The 15,224-nt window shown below is 67.3% G+C and carries 12 protein-coding genes and 1 pseudogene; 4 read left to right on the top strand and 9 right to left on the bottom strand.

What is annotated here, in order from left to right:
* Positions 1 to 34: 34 nt before the first annotated feature.
* Positions 35 to 1,060 carry an alcohol dehydrogenase catalytic domain-containing protein gene (locus G6N53_RS07545; protein ID WP_163887912.1) on the bottom strand — a complete coding sequence of 342 codons (1,026 nt, stop codon included), beginning with the start codon at positions 1,058 to 1,060 and terminating at the stop codon, positions 35 to 37.
* Positions 1,061 to 1,130: 70 nt separating this feature from the next.
* The gene (locus G6N53_RS07540; RefSeq protein ID WP_163887911.1) at positions 1,131 to 2,009 is read right to left on the bottom strand and encodes a DUF368 domain-containing protein; all 879 of its coding nucleotides are present in this window, start codon (positions 2,007 to 2,009) and stop codon (positions 1,131 to 1,133) included.
* A gap of 142 nt (positions 2,010 to 2,151) precedes the next feature.
* On the opposite strand from G6N53_RS07540, the gene G6N53_RS07535 reads away from it, so the two are divergent.
* On the top strand, positions 2,152 to 2,841 hold the full coding sequence (locus G6N53_RS07535; protein WP_163895594.1) for a DedA family protein: 690 nt from the start codon (positions 2,152 to 2,154) through the stop codon (positions 2,839 to 2,841).
* 3 nt (positions 2,842 to 2,844) lie between these two features.
* Here G6N53_RS07535 and nhaA read toward each other — a convergent pair whose 3' ends face one another.
* Positions 2,845 to 4,734, bottom strand: coding sequence for a Na+/H+ antiporter NhaA (nhaA, locus tag G6N53_RS07530; RefSeq protein ID WP_163887910.1), 1,890 nt, complete (start codon positions 4,732 to 4,734; stop codon positions 2,845 to 2,847).
* Complete coding sequence (locus G6N53_RS07525; protein ID WP_163887909.1) at positions 4,694 to 5,836, bottom strand: glycoside hydrolase family 76 protein; 1,143 nt, start codon at positions 5,834 to 5,836, stop codon at positions 4,694 to 4,696. Before G6N53_RS07525 ends, nhaA begins: the two co-directional genes overlap by 41 nt.
* Positions 5,837 to 5,909: 73 nt before the next feature.
* Here G6N53_RS07525 and G6N53_RS07520 point away from each other — a divergent pair, with 73 nt between their 5' ends.
* Both G6N53_RS07520 and G6N53_RS07515 read left to right on the top strand, forming a co-directional pair.
* Positions 5,910 to 6,452: a TetR/AcrR family transcriptional regulator gene (locus G6N53_RS07520; protein WP_163887908.1), complete on the top strand. Its 543-nt coding sequence runs from the start codon at positions 5,910 to 5,912 to the stop codon at positions 6,450 to 6,452.
* Positions 6,449 to 8,056 (top strand): annotated as a pseudogene (locus tag G6N53_RS07515) (MFS transporter); the annotation flags it as partial. The gene G6N53_RS07520 and the pseudogene G6N53_RS07515, both read left to right, overlap by 4 nt.
* Here the strand turns inward: G6N53_RS07515 and G6N53_RS07510 are convergent.
* From G6N53_RS07510 to ttfA, 4 genes are read right to left on the bottom strand one after another with little or no spacing between them, the layout of a single operon-like run.
* On the bottom strand, positions 7,946 to 8,620 hold the full coding sequence (locus G6N53_RS07510; protein ID WP_163887907.1) for a TrmH family RNA methyltransferase: 675 nt from the start codon (positions 8,618 to 8,620) through the stop codon (positions 7,946 to 7,948). The pseudogene G6N53_RS07515 and the gene G6N53_RS07510 sit on opposite strands and share 111 nt — an antisense overlap.
* The gene (locus G6N53_RS07505; protein ID WP_163887906.1) at positions 8,613 to 9,515 is read right to left on the bottom strand and encodes a hypothetical protein; all 903 of its coding nucleotides are present in this window, start codon (positions 9,513 to 9,515) and stop codon (positions 8,613 to 8,615) included. The genes G6N53_RS07510 and G6N53_RS07505 overlap by 8 nt, the downstream gene beginning before the upstream one ends.
* 6 nt (positions 9,516 to 9,521) lie before the next feature.
* Complete coding sequence (locus tag G6N53_RS07500) at positions 9,522 to 10,298, bottom strand: SDR family NAD(P)-dependent oxidoreductase (RefSeq protein WP_163887905.1); 777 nt, start codon at positions 10,296 to 10,298, stop codon at positions 9,522 to 9,524.
* A gap of 13 nt (positions 10,299 to 10,311) precedes the next feature.
* Positions 10,312 to 11,172, bottom strand: coding sequence for a trehalose monomycolate transport factor TtfA (gene ttfA, locus G6N53_RS07495; protein WP_163887904.1), 861 nt, complete (start codon positions 11,170 to 11,172; stop codon positions 10,312 to 10,314).
* Between the two features lie 158 nt (positions 11,173 to 11,330).
* Between ttfA and G6N53_RS07490 the strand changes: the two genes are divergently transcribed.
* The gene (locus G6N53_RS07490; protein WP_163887903.1) at positions 11,331 to 12,536 is read left to right on the top strand and encodes an IS30 family transposase; all 1,206 of its coding nucleotides are present in this window, start codon (positions 11,331 to 11,333) and stop codon (positions 12,534 to 12,536) included.
* 71 nt (positions 12,537 to 12,607) lie between these two features.
* Here the strand turns inward: G6N53_RS07490 and clpB are convergent, their stop codons facing one another.
* Positions 12,608 to 15,154, bottom strand: coding sequence for an ATP-dependent chaperone ClpB (gene clpB / locus G6N53_RS07485; protein WP_163887902.1), 2,547 nt, complete (start codon positions 15,152 to 15,154; stop codon positions 12,608 to 12,610).
* Between the last annotated feature and the right edge of the window lie 70 nt (positions 15,155 to 15,224).

The raw sequence follows: 15,224 nt of genomic DNA, 5'->3' as shown, positions 1-15,224 counted from the left end.
GCCCTGGTGATCAGCCCGGACGGTGAGTGCTCCATCACACGGTCAGCACCATCCGGTAGCGAGCACGGCCGGAGTCCATCGCGGCGTAAGCCTCGGCGGCTTGGGCCAGCGGACGCTCCTCGACGAGCGCCCGCACGCCGGACAACTGCGCGAACGCCATCGTCTCCTCGACGTCGCGTGACGTGCCCGACGGGTGACCGGCCACCGACAGCCCGGAGTTGATCAGGTCGAGCGGGCTGATCGGCAAGTTCTCCGCGGTGACGCCGACGACGACCAGCTCCCCTGCCGGGCCGAGGCCACCGACGGCCGCGGCCATCGCAGCCGCGTTGTTCGCGGTGGCCAGCACCACGGCTGCGCCACCCAGCTTCTTCAGTTCTGCCGCGACGTCCTGCGCGGTCGAGTCGATGTAGTGATGTGCTCCCAGTCGCGCGGCCTCGTCGGCCTTGCCGGTTCCCCGGGCGATCGCGACGGTCTCGAACCCCATGGCCCGCGACCACTGAACACCCAGGTGACCCAACCCGCCGACACCGAGGATCGCGACCAGATCACCGGCCTTGGCACGCGTCTCGCGCAATCCGTTGAACGTCGTCACTCCTGCGCAGCCCATCGGCGCGGCTTCGACGAACGACAGCCCGTCCGGAATCCGCGCCAACGCGGTGGCCGGGGCCGTCACCGACTCCGCGTAGCCGCCCGGGTAGTGCCAGCTCGGCACCTGCATGCGCTCGCACTGCATGAAGGCGCCTCTGCGACACGGCACGCAGCGGTTGCAGTTGCCTCCGAACCACCCGACGGCCACCCGGTCGCCGACCGCGAAGTCCTCGACACCGTCTCCGACCTCGGCCACCGTTCCCGCGATCTCGTGGCCCAGCGTGAGCGGCCACTGCAGACCGGGAAAGTGGCCTGCGTAGAACTCCCGGTCGGTTCCACAGACGCCGCACGCGGCGACGTCGAGGCGGACGTGATCCCGGGCGGGCGGAGTGGTCTCCACGTCGACGAGAGTGAGCGGTTCGCCGGCCGCAGTGAGTTGGACGGCAGCGTGGGTGCGGGTGCTTTCAGGCATGCGATCGACGATATCCGCGATGTTGGCACTAATGAATACCTGTGAACGGACGCTCTCAACCTGCGCCCGATCAGTCGAAGTCTGTCTGCTCTTCGGAAATTCCCAGTCGGCGCTCGATGAGGATCAGGCCCGCGACGGCCAGGATTCCCGCGGCGAACAACACCAGCACCATGGAGATGTCAGCGGCCGGCGCAAGCAGATCGCGATCCTCCGACTGCCACGGCCAGAGCGCCCTCAGCGACCCCACCATGAGCCCGGTGATGATGACGAGGGTAATGCGAGCTCGGTGTGCGAGCAGCCACCTCAGCAGCGTGACGAACGATCCGAGGCCGACGACGGCGCCGAGTCCGAAGAGCGCGATGTAGCCGAAGTCGCGGTCGTTGACAGCGCTGATGGTCGTCTCGTACATGCCGATGGACAGCAGGAGGAAGGATCCGGAAACCCCGGGCAATACGAGCGCGCAAATGGCCACGGCCGCAGCCAGCACGATCACGAGCGGGTTCGGATCACCGATGTTCGCTGGTGGGACACCCGTGAGCCAAAACAGAAAGATCGCGGCCACTGCCCCGACAGCCAGGTCCTTCGCGGGCCATGCGCCGGGGGAGGTACGGATAACCATGTGAGCAGGCACGTACACACCCGCGAGCACGAGTCCGAAGAACAACGCCCGCATCTGGACTGGATGCTCCTCGAGTAGCGGCTCCAGGAAGCGTGCTCCGAGAACGAGTGCGATGACCATTCCAATCGCGACAGGTATCAGTGTTCGCCAAGGGAGGCCACGAAATGTGGTGGCGGAGGCGCGCGCAGAGGCCTTTCCCGTGCCGAGACCGACGAGCTGCCGAAGGGAAAGCACGACATTGGCGATCGCGTTGATCAGCGTCTCGTAGATGCCCACGATGAGTGCGACAGTTCCACCGCTCACCCCGGGGATGACTTCGGCTACTCCCATGAGTGCACCACGGACAAGGTTGGTGACAGTTGCAAGCACGCGATCACGCTAGCGGTTGCGAGCGTGGACTCGAGTGGCGATGTCCTGGCCGGCGTAACCGCCGGTAGCCTTGGACTCCGTGGTCGTCGACAATATCGCGCTGATGCCGGATTACCTGGATCCGATCAACCTGCTCAGCTACTTCGGCACCTGGGCGCTGATCGGGCTGCTGGTGGTGGTGTTCGTAGAGTCCGGCGTGCTGTTCCCGGTCCTGCCCGGCGACTCACTGCTGTTCGTGGCGGGGATGCTCGCCGCCGGGACCGCCGCGGCGGCCCACGACAGCACCGTGCAGGCGAACTTTGCGCTCTGGCAGTTGGTGGTGTTCATCCCCATCGCTGCGGTACTCGGCGGCCAGGTCGGCTATTGGATCGGACGCAACGTGGGCACCGCCATGTTCACACCCAACGCCCGCTTCCTCAAGCAGAGATACCTCGACGAGGCCCACCTGTTCTTCGAACAGCGCGGTCCAGTCGCGATAGTCATCGCACGATTCGTGCCGGTCGTACGCACGCTCGCCCCCATCACCGCCGGCGCAGCCAGGATGAACTACTACGCATTCACGCTCTACAACGCGCTCGGCGCCGTGGTGTGGGGTGTGGGTCTGACGTTGCTCGGTTACTGGCTCGGCCGATTTCAGGTAATCCAGAGTCTGCTCGAACCGATCGTCATCGGCATTGTCGTCCTCTCGGTCCTCCCGATGGCCTACGAATGGACCAAACGCCGGAGGGCAGAGAAGCAGGCGGGCGGGGCGTCCGAGCCCGAGCCCGAGCCCGAGCCCGAGCCGACGGTCTGACCGCTACGGCTCAGCGCGCCCCTGTTCGAGCGCGCGGATCAGGCTGGCGGCGTCCCACGGCCCGAGGTGCCGCCTGCCGTTGACAAACAGCGTCGGCGTGGCGTTGAGGTCCATCTCCTCGGCGTCCTCGGCGTCGTCGCTCACCCGGTGCAGCACCTTCGACGAGTGCACCCGCACATCCTGATCGAACTGCTCGATGTCGCACCCAGCGGTCACCGCGTACCGGTACATGTCCGACCACTCCAGGTCATCCTGGTGCTCGAACAGTTCGCACGCCATCTCCCAGAACCGGCCCTGGAGGGCGGCCGCCTCGCTGGCCCGGGCCGCGTCGAAGGCGCGGGGGTGCGCCCGCTCGAGTGGAAAGTGTCGCCACACGTAGCGCAGCTCGTCACCGAAATGGGCGCGTACCTCGTCGATGGCCCCGGTGGCCCGGCTGCAGAACGGGCACTCGAAATCGCCGTATTCGACCAGTGTCAGCGGCGCGTCGTTGTTGCCACGGATGTGGTCACGCTCCGGGTCCACCGGCCGGAGCAGCTTGAGCCCGACCGGCTCGGGCGGACTCAGCCAGTCGGTGACCCGGAAGATCGTCCACCCCAGCGTGAACGCGATCAGAGAAGCCGCCAGCACACCGATGCGTGCCTGATCCTGGCGGGCGGGTTCCAGGATCGCGATATCGACGATGAACAGCGAGATGGTGAAGCCGATGCCGGACAGCGCGGCACCGCCGGCGACGCGGCGCAGCGTGAGCCCCGGGGCGAGCTCGCCCAGCTCGGTGCGTCGCATGAACCAGGTGGCTCCGGTGATGCCGACGAACTTCCCGATCACCAGACCGGCGACGATCCCCCACGTCAACGGTGACCGTAGCGCCGTCGACAGGCTCTGCTCGTCCAGCCGCACGCCGGCGTTGACCAACGCGAACAGCGGCAGGACCACAAACGAGACCGTCGGACCGACGCTCGTCTGCAGTCTCTCGTTGATCGAGATCGACTCCCGCAGAGAGCGGCTGGCCGCACGGGCATACTGGGAGTTCGGAGACTGACGGAACGCCCGGATCTGGTGGACGGCCCGCTCGACCGGACCTCGTTCGGGCGTGAACACCGGAATCAGCAGTGCGACCGCAACTCCGGCCAGTGTCGGGTGGATCCCCGCCAGATACAGTGCAATCCACAGCGCGACACCCGAGACCGCGTATGCGGGCCCGCGTACTCCAGGCGGCAGGAAGCGCACCAGCGCCAGCGCGACGAGCAGCGTCACCGAGACGATCAGCGGACCGACCTGGATGCTGTCGGAGTAGAACAGCGCGATCGCGACCAGCGCTCCCACGTCATCCACCACGGCGAGGGTGAGCAAGAAGATCCGCACCCGGGCAGGGAACTTCGGTTTGATGATGGCCAGTGCCCCGACCAGGAAGGCGGTATCGGTGGAGATCACCACGCCCCATGCATGCGCGTCCTCGCCGGACGGGTTGAACAGCAGGAACACCACCGCCGGGATCACCAGGCCCGCCGCCGCGGCGACCACCGGCACCGCGGCCCGGGACCGGTCGGTCAGCTCACCGATGGTGAACTCGCGGGTCACCTCCAGCCCCACGATGAAGAAGAAGAAGGTCATCAGCCCGTCGTTGACGAGATGTTTGACCGTCATCTCGAAATGATGGGCGCCGACCGTGAGACCCAGGTGGGTGTCGAGAAAATCTGAATAGCTCTGCGCCCAAGGTGAATTGGCCCACAGGATGGCGAAGACAGTGAACGCGAGCAACAACGCCGCCGCGGTGTTGTCCGTCGTCTTGGTGGCCTTGCTGCCGCGATTGAGCCGTGCAGGAAGCAGCGGGAACCCCCGCTGGGCCGGCAGTTCACTCACCGACGGTGATCTCCGGGTCGGCCTTCTGCGCATCGAGTCCGTGGGCGGCCTCCATCAGCATCCATCCCGAAAGCTGCACGGAAAGATCGCGCTCCGGGATCGCCGACGAGTTGACGGCGCCATCAACATTTTGCGCGAACTCGGCGTCCTTGGATCCGGCGGTCGGCATCTCGGCCGCGCGATCCCAGAACGCGCCGAACAACGGAAGCCCCTCGACCGTCTGGCGATTGTCCCACGCCACCCGCGCCGAGGTGAGAACCACTGAACGCGCTGTCTGACAGGCCTTCTCGTCCTCGTCTGTGCGTCGGGGCAGCGAGGTCGCCACCAGCGCCAGGTAGCGTGCCAGGATCCCGTTGAACAGCCCGCCGTCGCCTCCACCGCCGGCCTTGATCACCCCCTCGGGTGCCATGTGCTCGGCGACCGCCGCGACCAGTCGGTGTACCCGTTCGGCGTGGCGGGTGTCCTCGGTGCGCGCGGCGAGTTCGGTTTCCAGCCCGAGCACCACACCCTGGCAGTACGTGTACTGCGCACGCACCAGCGAGCCGGACTTGATGCCGTCGAACACCAGATGGGTCTCCGGGTCGATCAGCGTCTCGTCGATCCAATCGGCCATCTGCTGCGCGCGCCGCAGCCGGCCCTCGTAGCGGGCGAGAAAGATCCCGGCAGGCCCGTTGGCGGGGGCGTTGAAGAACTGGTCCTGCTTGCGCCAGGGAATCCCGCCGCCGTCCTCGGGCACCCAGGCGCCGAGGAACTGGTCGGCGAGCTTCTCCAGGGCCTTGGGCCGACCCACTCCGGTCAGGCGTTCCGCGCGCTCGAGTGCCAGCGCCAGCCAGGCCATGTCGTCGTAGTAGTCGTTGACCCAGGAGCCGAGGTTGCGCAGCCGTTGGCCGCGGATCTGCCGGGTGATCGACTTCAACCGCTCGGGGTCGGGGTCGCGCAGCTGGGCGTCGACGAGGTTGTCCAGTAGGTGGGCCTGCCACCAGTAGTGCCAGGTACCGAACCGCCGGTGCTGCCCGGCGGCGGGCCAGGCGACGACGCCGAGTTGTGTGCCCGGCAGCCCCCACAGCTTCTTGAGGTGCCGCTTCGTGATCGCCGCTTCCGCACTGGCGGCGCGGTTGGCCCACAACTGATCCATGGTGTTGATCCTGCCTCAACCGCCGGCAAATGGGTATGAGACAGTTTTGTCTCATATGAGCTATTGTTGTTGCATGTCATCGACGCGTGAGGAGTTGCTGCGCGCTGCGGCGGACTTCCTCGGTCGTCGCCCGAACGCAACGCAAGACGAGATCGCCACCGCCGTCGGCGTGAGCCGGGCAACCTTGCACCGGCACTTCGCCGGTAAGGCCGCCCTGATGGAGGCACTCGAAGAGCTCGCCATCGCAGAGATGCGCGACGTGCTGAGCACCGCCCGCCCGCACGAGGGACCGGCCCCCGAGGCGCTGCGCCGACTCATCTCGGCGTGCCGGCCGGTGTCGCCGTACCTGGCCCTTTTGTACAGCCAGAGCCAGGAACTCGACCTGGACCACACCCTGGACGTCTGGCAGGAGATCGACACCGAGATCACGTCGTTGTTCGAGCGCGGACAGCACGACGGAGACTTCCGCCCCGACCTGACCGCGGCGTGGCTCACCGAGGCGTTCTACAGCCTGGTGGAAGGCACCGCCTGGGCGGTGCGCGCGGGACGCGTCGCCGGCCGTGACTTCGACCGACTCATCACCGACCTACTACTGCACGGAGTACAGACCTCATGAACCGCCGCTGGTTCGCTCTTGGCATCCTCACCATGGCGGTGCTGCTCATCGGCGTCGACGGAACGGTTCTCGCGTTGGCGACGCCGTTCATCAGCGCCGACCTCGGCGCCACCGGCACCCAGATCCTGTGGATCGGGGACCTCTACTCGTTCGTGCTGGCCGCGCTGCTGATCACCATGGGCAGCCTCGGGGACCGCATCGGACACAAAAAGCTGCTGCTCTGGGGCGCAACAGCATTCGCGGTCGTCTCGGTGGCCACAGCGTACGCGTCGACCCCGGAGATGCTGATCCTGATGCGGGCGCTGCTGGGCATGGCGGGCGCCACCCTGGCACCCGCCACCCTCGCATTGATCCGCGGGCTCTTCCCCGATCAGCGGGAGCGGAGCATCGCCGTCGGTGTGTGGGCATCGGCGTTTTCCGCAGGCGCTGCGCTGGGCCCGGTGGTCGGCGGCGTGCTGCTCGAGCACTTCTGGTGGGGATCGGTGTTCCTGATCAACATCCCGGTGATGCTGGTGCTCGTCGTCGGCGGCGTCGTGCTGCTGCCCGAACACCGCGACCCCGAACCCGGACCGTGGGACATCCCCAGCGTAGTGCTGTCCATGGTCGGCATGCTCGGTGTGGTCTACGGCATCAAGGAGGGCTTCGCCGCCATCTCGCACGGCGTGCGCATCGACGCCGTCCTCGCGGCCGTTGTCGGCGCGACAGCGCTGACGTTGTTCGTCCGCCGGCAGTTGCGTCTGCCGGTGCCGCTGATCGATGTCCGGCTGTTCCGCAACCCGGTGTTCTCCGGGGTGGTGTCCGCCAACCTGCTCTCGGTGCTCGGACTTTCCGGGCTGGTGTTCTTCCTGTCGCAGTATTTCCAGCTGGTGCAGGGGTACGGGCCGCTGAAGGCCGGCCTGGCGGAACTGCCCGCCGCCGTGACTGCGACCGTGTTCGGCGTGCTCGCCGGGGTGGCCGTGCGGTACGTGTCGCACCGCCTGGTACTGACCACCGGGCTGGCGCTCGTCGGTGTGGCGATGGCCGCGCTGATGGCGTCACTGAAGCTGTTCACACCGGTCACGCCGTACCTGCCGCTGGGCATCGCGCTGTTCGTCGTCGGCGTCGGGCTCGGTCTGGCCTTCACCGTCGCCAGCGACGTGATCCTCGCCAGCGTGCCCAGGGAACGGGCCGGCTCGGCGGCGGCGGTCTCCGAGACCGCCTACGAACTCGGCATGGCGCTGGGCATCGCGACGCTGGGGTCGATCGTCACCGCCGTCTACCGCACCGTCGTGATCGCGCCGAGCGTCCCGGCCGACGTCGCCACCGCCGCCCGGGATTCACTGCCCGGCGCCCTGCGCGCGGCCGACGGGTTGCCGGCCGATCAGGCGACGGGTCTGCTCACGGCCGCCAAGACCGCGTTCACCGACGGCCTGGCCATCGCCTCCGGTGTCGGCGCGGCGCTGCTGCTCACCGCCGCGGTCGCAGTCTGGCTGCTGCTGCGGCCACGCGACGGCTCACCAGGCCCGGTCGAGGTCCGCATGCTCGCGGATCCAGGCGTGCATGGCGATCCCCGCGGCGACCGCGGCGTTGATGCTGCGCGTGGAACCGAACTGGGCGATCGACACCACTGCACCGGCGCCGGCCTTGGCATCGGCGGTGATGCCCGGACCCTCCTGCCCGAAGATCAGCAGGCAGTCCCGCGGCAGCGTGACGTCCTCGAGTCGTGACGCCCCGGGGATGTTGTCGACCGCCACCACGGTCAGCCCGGCCCGCGTGGCGAAGTCCAGCAACTCGGCGGTCGTGTCGTGGTGGCGCAACCGCTGATAGCGGTCGGTGACCATGGCCCCTCGGCGGTTCCAGCGACGCCGGCCGACGATGTGCACGGTGTCGACGGCGAAGGCGTTCGCGGTGCGCACGACCGCACCGATGTTGGCGTCGTTGCCGAAGTTCTCGATGGCCACGTGCAGCGGATGCCGCCGCTCGTCGATGTCGGCGATGATGGCTTCCCGAGTCCAGTAGCGGTAGGGGTCGACCACGTTGCGGGTGTCCCCGGCCCGCAACAACTCCGGGTCGTACCTGATGTCCTCGGGAAACGGTCCCTGCCACGGCCCCACCCCGCGGCCCTCCCCCCACTCGGTGGGTCCGGCCGGATCGGCAGTGCCGTCAGTACTCTCGGGGTCGTCAGTCATCCTTCGGCTCGACCGTCCACAGCGCCGCATGGGTGCCGGTCAGCGACACCGTAGGGTAGAGCAGCGCCTCGTTGATCTCGCCCTGGGTGCACAGCGAGGCGCGGATCTGCACCGCCTCCCGCGACGCCTCGGGCAGCACGAGCACCGAGGACCCGTACACGCTGCACGCATGACTCAGCCCCCTACCCGGAAGCGTCGGGGCGGCCAACACCATCATCGGTCCGCCGCGCTCCGCCGAATCGTCGCGGTAACGTGCTGCCAGGCCGTTGATCTCGAGTCCCAACAGCATGTAACCGTTGCCGGTGAACGCAGTCGGATCGCCGAGGGCCGCGGGGTCGAGTTTCGCCCCGTCCGCACGGAAGGCATCCACGCTGGTCGTCCGGACCGTCAGTCCCGTGTCGTTCTCGTTGGTGGGCATCACCCCGACGGGGAACGCCGCGGGATAGGACGCCGTGGTGCCGGCGATGCGGTCGCGCGGTGAGTAGACGTACACCCCGCGCACCTGGGACTGGTCCCGCAACGGACCCATGCACACGGTGCCGGTAAGCCGGTCCGGCGTGGGCGCCGACAACGGTTGGATGTCAAGGCTTGTCACGTCCTCACAGCCACCGATGCCAGAGGCCTCGATCGGGTGCGCCAGCGCTCCGTAGAGTCCGAACCTGATCTCCTGCGGATCGGCATGCTGCCCGTTCTCCTGCGACGGCGACGCGTCCACGTCGACCAGCACGTAGTCGGCGTCGAACCTCAGGTTGGCCACCGACATGTTCCAGCCGAGGATCGCCAGCGATTCACCCATCGAAGCCGTTGCGGCGGAGTACACGTCGGTTCGGTCGGCTGATCCCGAGCAGGACGTGGCGGCGAGAACGATCGCCACCAGGATCGCGATTACCCGCACGTGGTCTCAGGTTCGGTCACGGCCCTTGCCCACCACTTTGGTCAAGGCGCGCACCACGTTTCGGGGGATCATCCGGCCGCCGGTGGTCAGCGCCTTGTACTGCAGGCCGGGAATGATCACTATTTTGCCCTTGGCGAGGTCGGCCATCGTCTCTCGGACCACGTCGTCGACCTCGAGCCACAGGAAGGACGGAGTGCCGGCCATGTCGATGTCGGCGCGCGCATGGAACTCGGTGTGGACGAACCCCGGGCACAGTGCGTGCACCCCCACCCCGGTTCCGGTGAGCCCGTTGGCCAGGCCCTCGGAGAACGAGACCACCCAAGCCTTGGATGCCGAGTAGGTGGAGCCGCGCCCGGGCAGCAGCCCGGCCACGCTGGCCACGTTGAGCACGGTGCCCTCGCCTGCGGCCAGCATCGACGGCAACGCGGCGTGGGTGAGTTGCATGACCGCGGTGACGTTGACGTCGAGCTGACGCTGCAGCACCTCGAGATCGGCGGACCAGAACTCGCCGGCCGTGCCGAACCCTGCGTTGTTCACCAGGACGCGGACGCCGGCGCGCAGCCGCTCGGCGACACGCTCCCGGTCGGCGGCGGCCGACAGGTCGGCGGGAAGCACCTCCACCTGAGCGCCTGCCTCGTCATGCAACTCGGCGGCGAGACGTTCGAGCCGGGCGACGTCACGGGCAACGAGCACGAGGTCGTAGCCATCGACTGCGTAGCGGCGGGCGAATCCTTCACCCAGACCGGACGTCGGCCCGGTGATCAGAGCGACGGGGCGAGGCATCCCCAGAGGATACTTACCGCTGATAGTTCGGCGACTGCCGACCGTTGCGGGCCGGTGGAGGGGTACGACGGACCGGCTCGGGCCGGCCCGAACCGGCCTCGAACCTGCCGGGTTCGGGTCGGGTGGCGTAACGACCGACGTCGGCGCGCCCGGGTGGTTGGTCTTTCATACCGGGCGCCAACTCAGACCGTCCCGCAGGGGAGGGCGTGAGCGGGCGGCTCGGCGATCCGCTGCGGCGGGCGACCGGCTGGCCCGCGGAGGCCGAAGGAAGCGGTGGCAGCACCCGCAGCAGGTCGTTGAACTGGCGCACCGTGCGCAGCCCCTCGTCCCATTGGGCACGGGTGCTGGTGATCGGCATGCTGACGAGCGTCCAGTTCTGTTCGTTCCACATGATCTCGGCGCAATCGGGCGCGGTGTGGGCGAACGTGACCATCCTGCGGTCGCAGGCACGGCGGGCGGCGTCGAGGTTGGTGGAGTACACCATTCGCGGTCCGATGGCGCCGAGCAGCCAGATGTCGCTCTCGCGTGGTTCCTTGATGCCCTTGAGACGCATGTCGACGACGACGTTGGTGCCGACCTTGCGGTGCAGCGCGATGACCGTGGCGACGTCTTCGAGATCGAAGATGAAGACCGCCTCGCCGCGGATCTGGCCGAGAACCACATTGCGGGCACTGACGTCGCCGACGGTGGACATCACCCCACGCTTCCAGCGCTTGAGGATGTCGGTGGACTCGTGCTCGTAGTCGAATCCGTGCGACTTGGCCCACGACTTGCGGCGTCGGCCGAGACCTCGACGTCGGTCGAGGTCGACATACAACAACACGGCCGCACCCACGAAGCAGAGTGCAGACAGCGTGAACCAGAGCGGAACCATTGGCTCAAGAGTATCCGCTCTGGGCGACGAATCCCGAACTCGAACGGATCACAATCCCAATCTCAGCCGTCACACCCCCGCGGAACGGTATTCCGGCAGGTCAAATCCGGGGCAGATTCATACGGTCAATGCAACATCCAGTGATTTGAGGGGTTGCTATGCCGTCAGGGTTTCCGGTGCCGTGGGTAGTCAAGCGGGAGTTCTTCGATCTGGTCTGTGGCGGGATGACCACGACTGAGGCGTCGTTGCGGGTGAGCGTGTCGCGACGTACCGGCTGGTTGTGGTGGCGCCAGGCTGGGGGCATGAAATTACGGATAGGCGGCGACGGCCTGGGTGGACTGGCCTACGCGGGAGATCTGACACGTGCTGGTGGGCGCGGACATCGGCTGAGCTTCGCTGAACGCTTTGAGATCGACCGCGGCCTGCAGGCCGGTCTCAGTTTCGCCGAGATCGGTCGCCGGCTCAAGCGCGACCGATCGGTGATCTGGCGCGAAGTGCGGCGAAACAGCCTGCCCAACGGCGATTACCACGCCTTGATGGCCCAGGCCCGGGCCACCGACAACGCCCGCCGCCCGAAGAATTTCAAGCTCAGCGATCACCGGCTGTGTTCGATGATCGAAGCCTGGATGGACGACGGCTGGAGCCCGAGGCTGATCTCGCAGATGTTGGCGTGTGACTTTGCCGATGACAAGCTGATGCAGATGAGCCACGAGACCCTCTACCAGAGCCTCTATGTTCAGACTCGTGGTCAGTTACGTGCTGATCTGCACAAATGCCTGTCGACGAAACGCTCCACACGCAAACCCCGTGGGCACCCCGGCCGCAGCGGTGTCTACACCCCTGGGGAAATCTTCACTATCAGCGATCGCCCCGCTGAAGCCGGCGATCGTGCCGTACCCGGGCATTGGGAAGGCGATCTGATCATGGGCTCGGGCAACCGCAGCGCGATCGGCACCCTGGTCGAGCGCAGCACCCGGTTCACCATCTTGTTGCATCTGCCCGGCGACCACACCGCCGAGACCGTGGCTGCGGCGATGATCGAGGCGATGGCCGAACTGCCCGATCACCTGCGCCGATCGATCACCTGGGACCGCGGCAGCGAGATGGCGAACTGGCAGCACATCAAGATGGCCCTGGGCACCCCGGTGTACTTCTGCAACCCGCACTCACCGTGGCAGCGCGGCACCAACGAAAACACCAACCGGTTATTGAGGTTCTGGTTCGAAAAGGGCAGCGATCTGAGCGGCTACACCAAAGCCGACCTCAGACGTATCGCCGACAAACTCAACACCCGGCCACGGCCCACCCTCGACCTCGACACACCCGGCCAACGACTCAACGCACTTCTTAGCCAAGCCGCCTAAATGTTGCACTAACCGGTTGACATTGCCCGGGTGGACGCCTGCTGGAATACCGTTCCGGCGGGGGTCGGGCGTCAGCCCAGGACCAGCGAATCGCCATCCGCGCTGACGTTGACCGGCACCACGTCACCGTCGTGCACCTCGCCGGCCAGCAACAACTTGGCCAGCTGGTCGCCGATCGCCTGTTGCAGCAGCCGCCGCAGTGGCCGCGCACCGTAGAGCGGATCGAAACCGCGCTCGGCCAGCCACTTCTTCGCCGGCGGCGACACCTCCAGGGTGAGGCGGCGCTGAGCCAGCCGCTTGGCCAGTTGCGCGAGCTGGATGTCGACGATCGACACCAGCTCCTCGGGGTCGAGCCCGTCGAAGATGATCACGTCGTCGAGCCGGTTGATGAACTCCGGCTTGAACGCCGAGCGCACCGCCGCCATCACCTGCTCCTCGGAGCCGCCTGCTCCGAGGTTGGAGGTCAGGATCAGGATGGTGTTGCGGAAGTCCACCGTGCGGCCCTGGCCGTCGGTGAGTCTGCCCTCGTCGAGGACCTGCAGCAGCACGTCGAACACGTCCGGGTGCGCCTTCTCGATCTCGTCGAACAAGATCACCGTGTACGGACGCCGCCGCACCGCCTCGGTCAGCTGACCGCCCTGGTCGTAGCCGACGTAGCCGGGAGGGGCGCCGACCAGGCGGGCCACCGAGTGCTTCTCGCCGTACTCGCTCATGTCGATGCGCACCATCGCGCGCTCGTCGTCGAACAGGAACTCGGCCAAAGCCTTGGCGAGCTCGGTCTTACCGACGCCGGTCGGCCCGAGGAACATGAACGACCCCGTCGGACGATTCGGGTCCGCCACACCGGCACGGCTCCTGCGAACCGCATCGGAGACAGCCTGCACGGCCTTGCTCTGGCCGACGACGCGCTTGCCCAGCTCGTCTTCCATCCGCAGCAGCTTCGCGGTCTCACCTTCGAGCATCCGACCTGCGGGGATACCCGTCCACGCCGACACCACATCGGCGATGTCGTCGGGGCCGACCTCTTCCTTGAGCATCACGTTCTCGCGGGCCTCGGCCTGGGGCACCACCGCGTCGAGCTTCTTCTCGACCTCGGGGATGCGCCCGTAACGCAGCTCGGCGGCCTTGGCCAGGTCACCGTCGCGTTCGGCCCGGTCGGCCTCACCGCGCAGCGTGTCCAGCTGCTCCTTGAGGTCGCGGACGATGTCGATGGCGCCCTTCTCGTTCTGCCATCTGGTGGTCAGCTCGGCCAGCTTCTCCTTGTGATCGGCCAGCTCGGCACGCAGCTTCTCCAACCGGTCGACAGACGCTGCGTCCGTCTCCTTCGCCAGCGCCATCTCCTCGATCTCCAGGCGCCGGACCAGGCGTTCGACCTCGTCGATCTCCACCGGGCGGGAGTCGATCTCCATCCGCAGCCGCGAGGCGGCCTCGTCGACCAGGTCGATGGCCTTGTCCGGGAGGAAACGCGCGGTGATGTACCGGTCGGAGAGGGTGGCCGCGGCCACCAGCGCCGAGTCGGTGATCCGGACGCCGTGGTGCACCTCGTAGCGGTCTTTGAGGCCGCGCAGGATGCCGACGGTGTCGTCGACCGACGGTTCCCCGACCAGCACCTGCTGGAAGCGACGCTCCAGCGCGGCGTCCTTCTCGATGTACTTGCGGTACTCGTCGAGCGTGGTGGCACCCACCAACCGCAGCTCGCCACGGGCCAGCATCGGCTTGATCATGTTGCCCGCGTCCATGGCGCCCTCGCCGGTGGCACCGGCGCCGACGATGGTGTGCAGCTCGTCGATGAACGTGATGATCTGGCCCGCGGAGTTCTTGATGTCGTCGAGGACGGCCTTGAGCCGTTCCTCGAACTCGCCGCGGTACTTCGCGCCGGCCACCATCGAACCCATGTCGAGCGAGACGACGGTCTTGTCCCGCAGGCTCTCGGGGACGTCGCCGGCGATGATGCGCTGCGCCAGGCCCTCGACGATCGCGGTCTTGCCCACACCGGGTTCACCGATGAGCACCGGGTTGTTCTTGGTGCGACGGCTCAGCACCTGCACGACGCGCCGGATCTCGTTGTCACGCCCGATGACCGGGTCCAGCTTGCCTTCCTTGGCGCGTGCGGTGAGGTCGGTGGAGTACTTCTCCAGCGCCTGATAGGTGCCCTCGGGATCCGGGCTGGTGACGCGGGCGCTGCCGCGCACCTTGGTGAACGCCTCACGCAACGCCTGGGGCGACGCGCCGTGGCCGGTCAGGAGCTTGGCTGTGTCACTGTCTCCGGTGGCCAGGCCGACGAGCAGATGCTCGGTGGAGACGTACTCGTCGTCCATCTCGGTGGCGAGGTGCTGCGCGGCGGTGATCGCCGCCAGCGACTGTGGCGCCAGCTGAGGCTGCGACGCCGAACCGGTCGCACTGGGCAGCCGGTCGAGCAGCCGCTGTGTCTCGGAGCGAACGGTCGCGGGTTCCACGCCGACGGCCTCGAGCAGCGGCGCGGCGATACCGTCGTTCTGCGTCAGCAAAGCCATCAGCAGATGCGCGGGGGCGATCTGTGGGTTCCCCGCCGCTGTGGCAGCCTGCAGTGCCGAGGTCAACGCCGCTTGGGTCTTGGTCGTCGGATTGAACGAATCCACGACACCTCCCCTTCCATGTGCAGTGGGCCGCAGAACGGCCCCTTCGAATGCTTGTCCCCTTGACCAACGT

The sequence above is a fragment of the Mycolicibacterium hippocampi genome (assembly GCF_010723735.1).
Taxonomy (GTDB): Bacteria; Actinomycetota; Actinomycetes; order Mycobacteriales; family Mycobacteriaceae; genus Mycobacterium; species Mycobacterium hippocampi.
This window is presented reverse-complemented; position numbering and strand designations above follow the sequence as displayed.

Bases quoted from the DNA above. Each gene is read 5' to 3' on its own strand.
- G6N53_RS07535 (WP_163895594.1), top strand. From the start codon at position 2,152: ATGCCGGATTACCTGGATCCGATCAACCTGCTCAGCTACTTCGGCACC.
- G6N53_RS07520 (WP_163887908.1), top strand. From the start codon at position 5,910: ATGTCATCGACGCGTGAGGAGTTGCTGCGCGCTGCGGCGGACTTCCTC.
- G6N53_RS07525 (WP_163887909.1), bottom strand. From the start codon at position 5,836: ATGGATCAGTTGTGGGCCAACCGCGCCGCCAGTGCGGAAGCGGCGATC.
- G6N53_RS07540 (WP_163887911.1), bottom strand. From the start codon at position 2,009: ATGGGAGTAGCCGAAGTCATCCCCGGGGTGAGCGGTGGAACTGTCGCA.
- ttfA (WP_163887904.1), bottom strand. From the start codon at position 11,172: ATGGTTCCGCTCTGGTTCACGCTGTCTGCACTCTGCTTCGTGGGTGCG.
- G6N53_RS07545 (WP_163887912.1), bottom strand. From the start codon at position 1,060: ATGCCTGAAAGCACCCGCACCCACGCTGCCGTCCAACTCACTGCGGCC.
- G6N53_RS07510 (WP_163887907.1), bottom strand. From the start codon at position 8,620: ATGACTGACGACCCCGAGAGTACTGACGGCACTGCCGATCCGGCCGGA.
- nhaA (WP_163887910.1), bottom strand. From the start codon at position 4,734: ATGCGCAGAAGGCCGACCCGGAGATCACCGTCGGTGAGTGAACTGCCG.
- G6N53_RS07500 (WP_163887905.1), bottom strand. From the start codon at position 10,298: ATGCCTCGCCCCGTCGCTCTGATCACCGGGCCGACGTCCGGTCTGGGT.
- G6N53_RS07490 (WP_163887903.1), top strand. From the start codon at position 11,331: ATGCCGTCAGGGTTTCCGGTGCCGTGGGTAGTCAAGCGGGAGTTCTTC.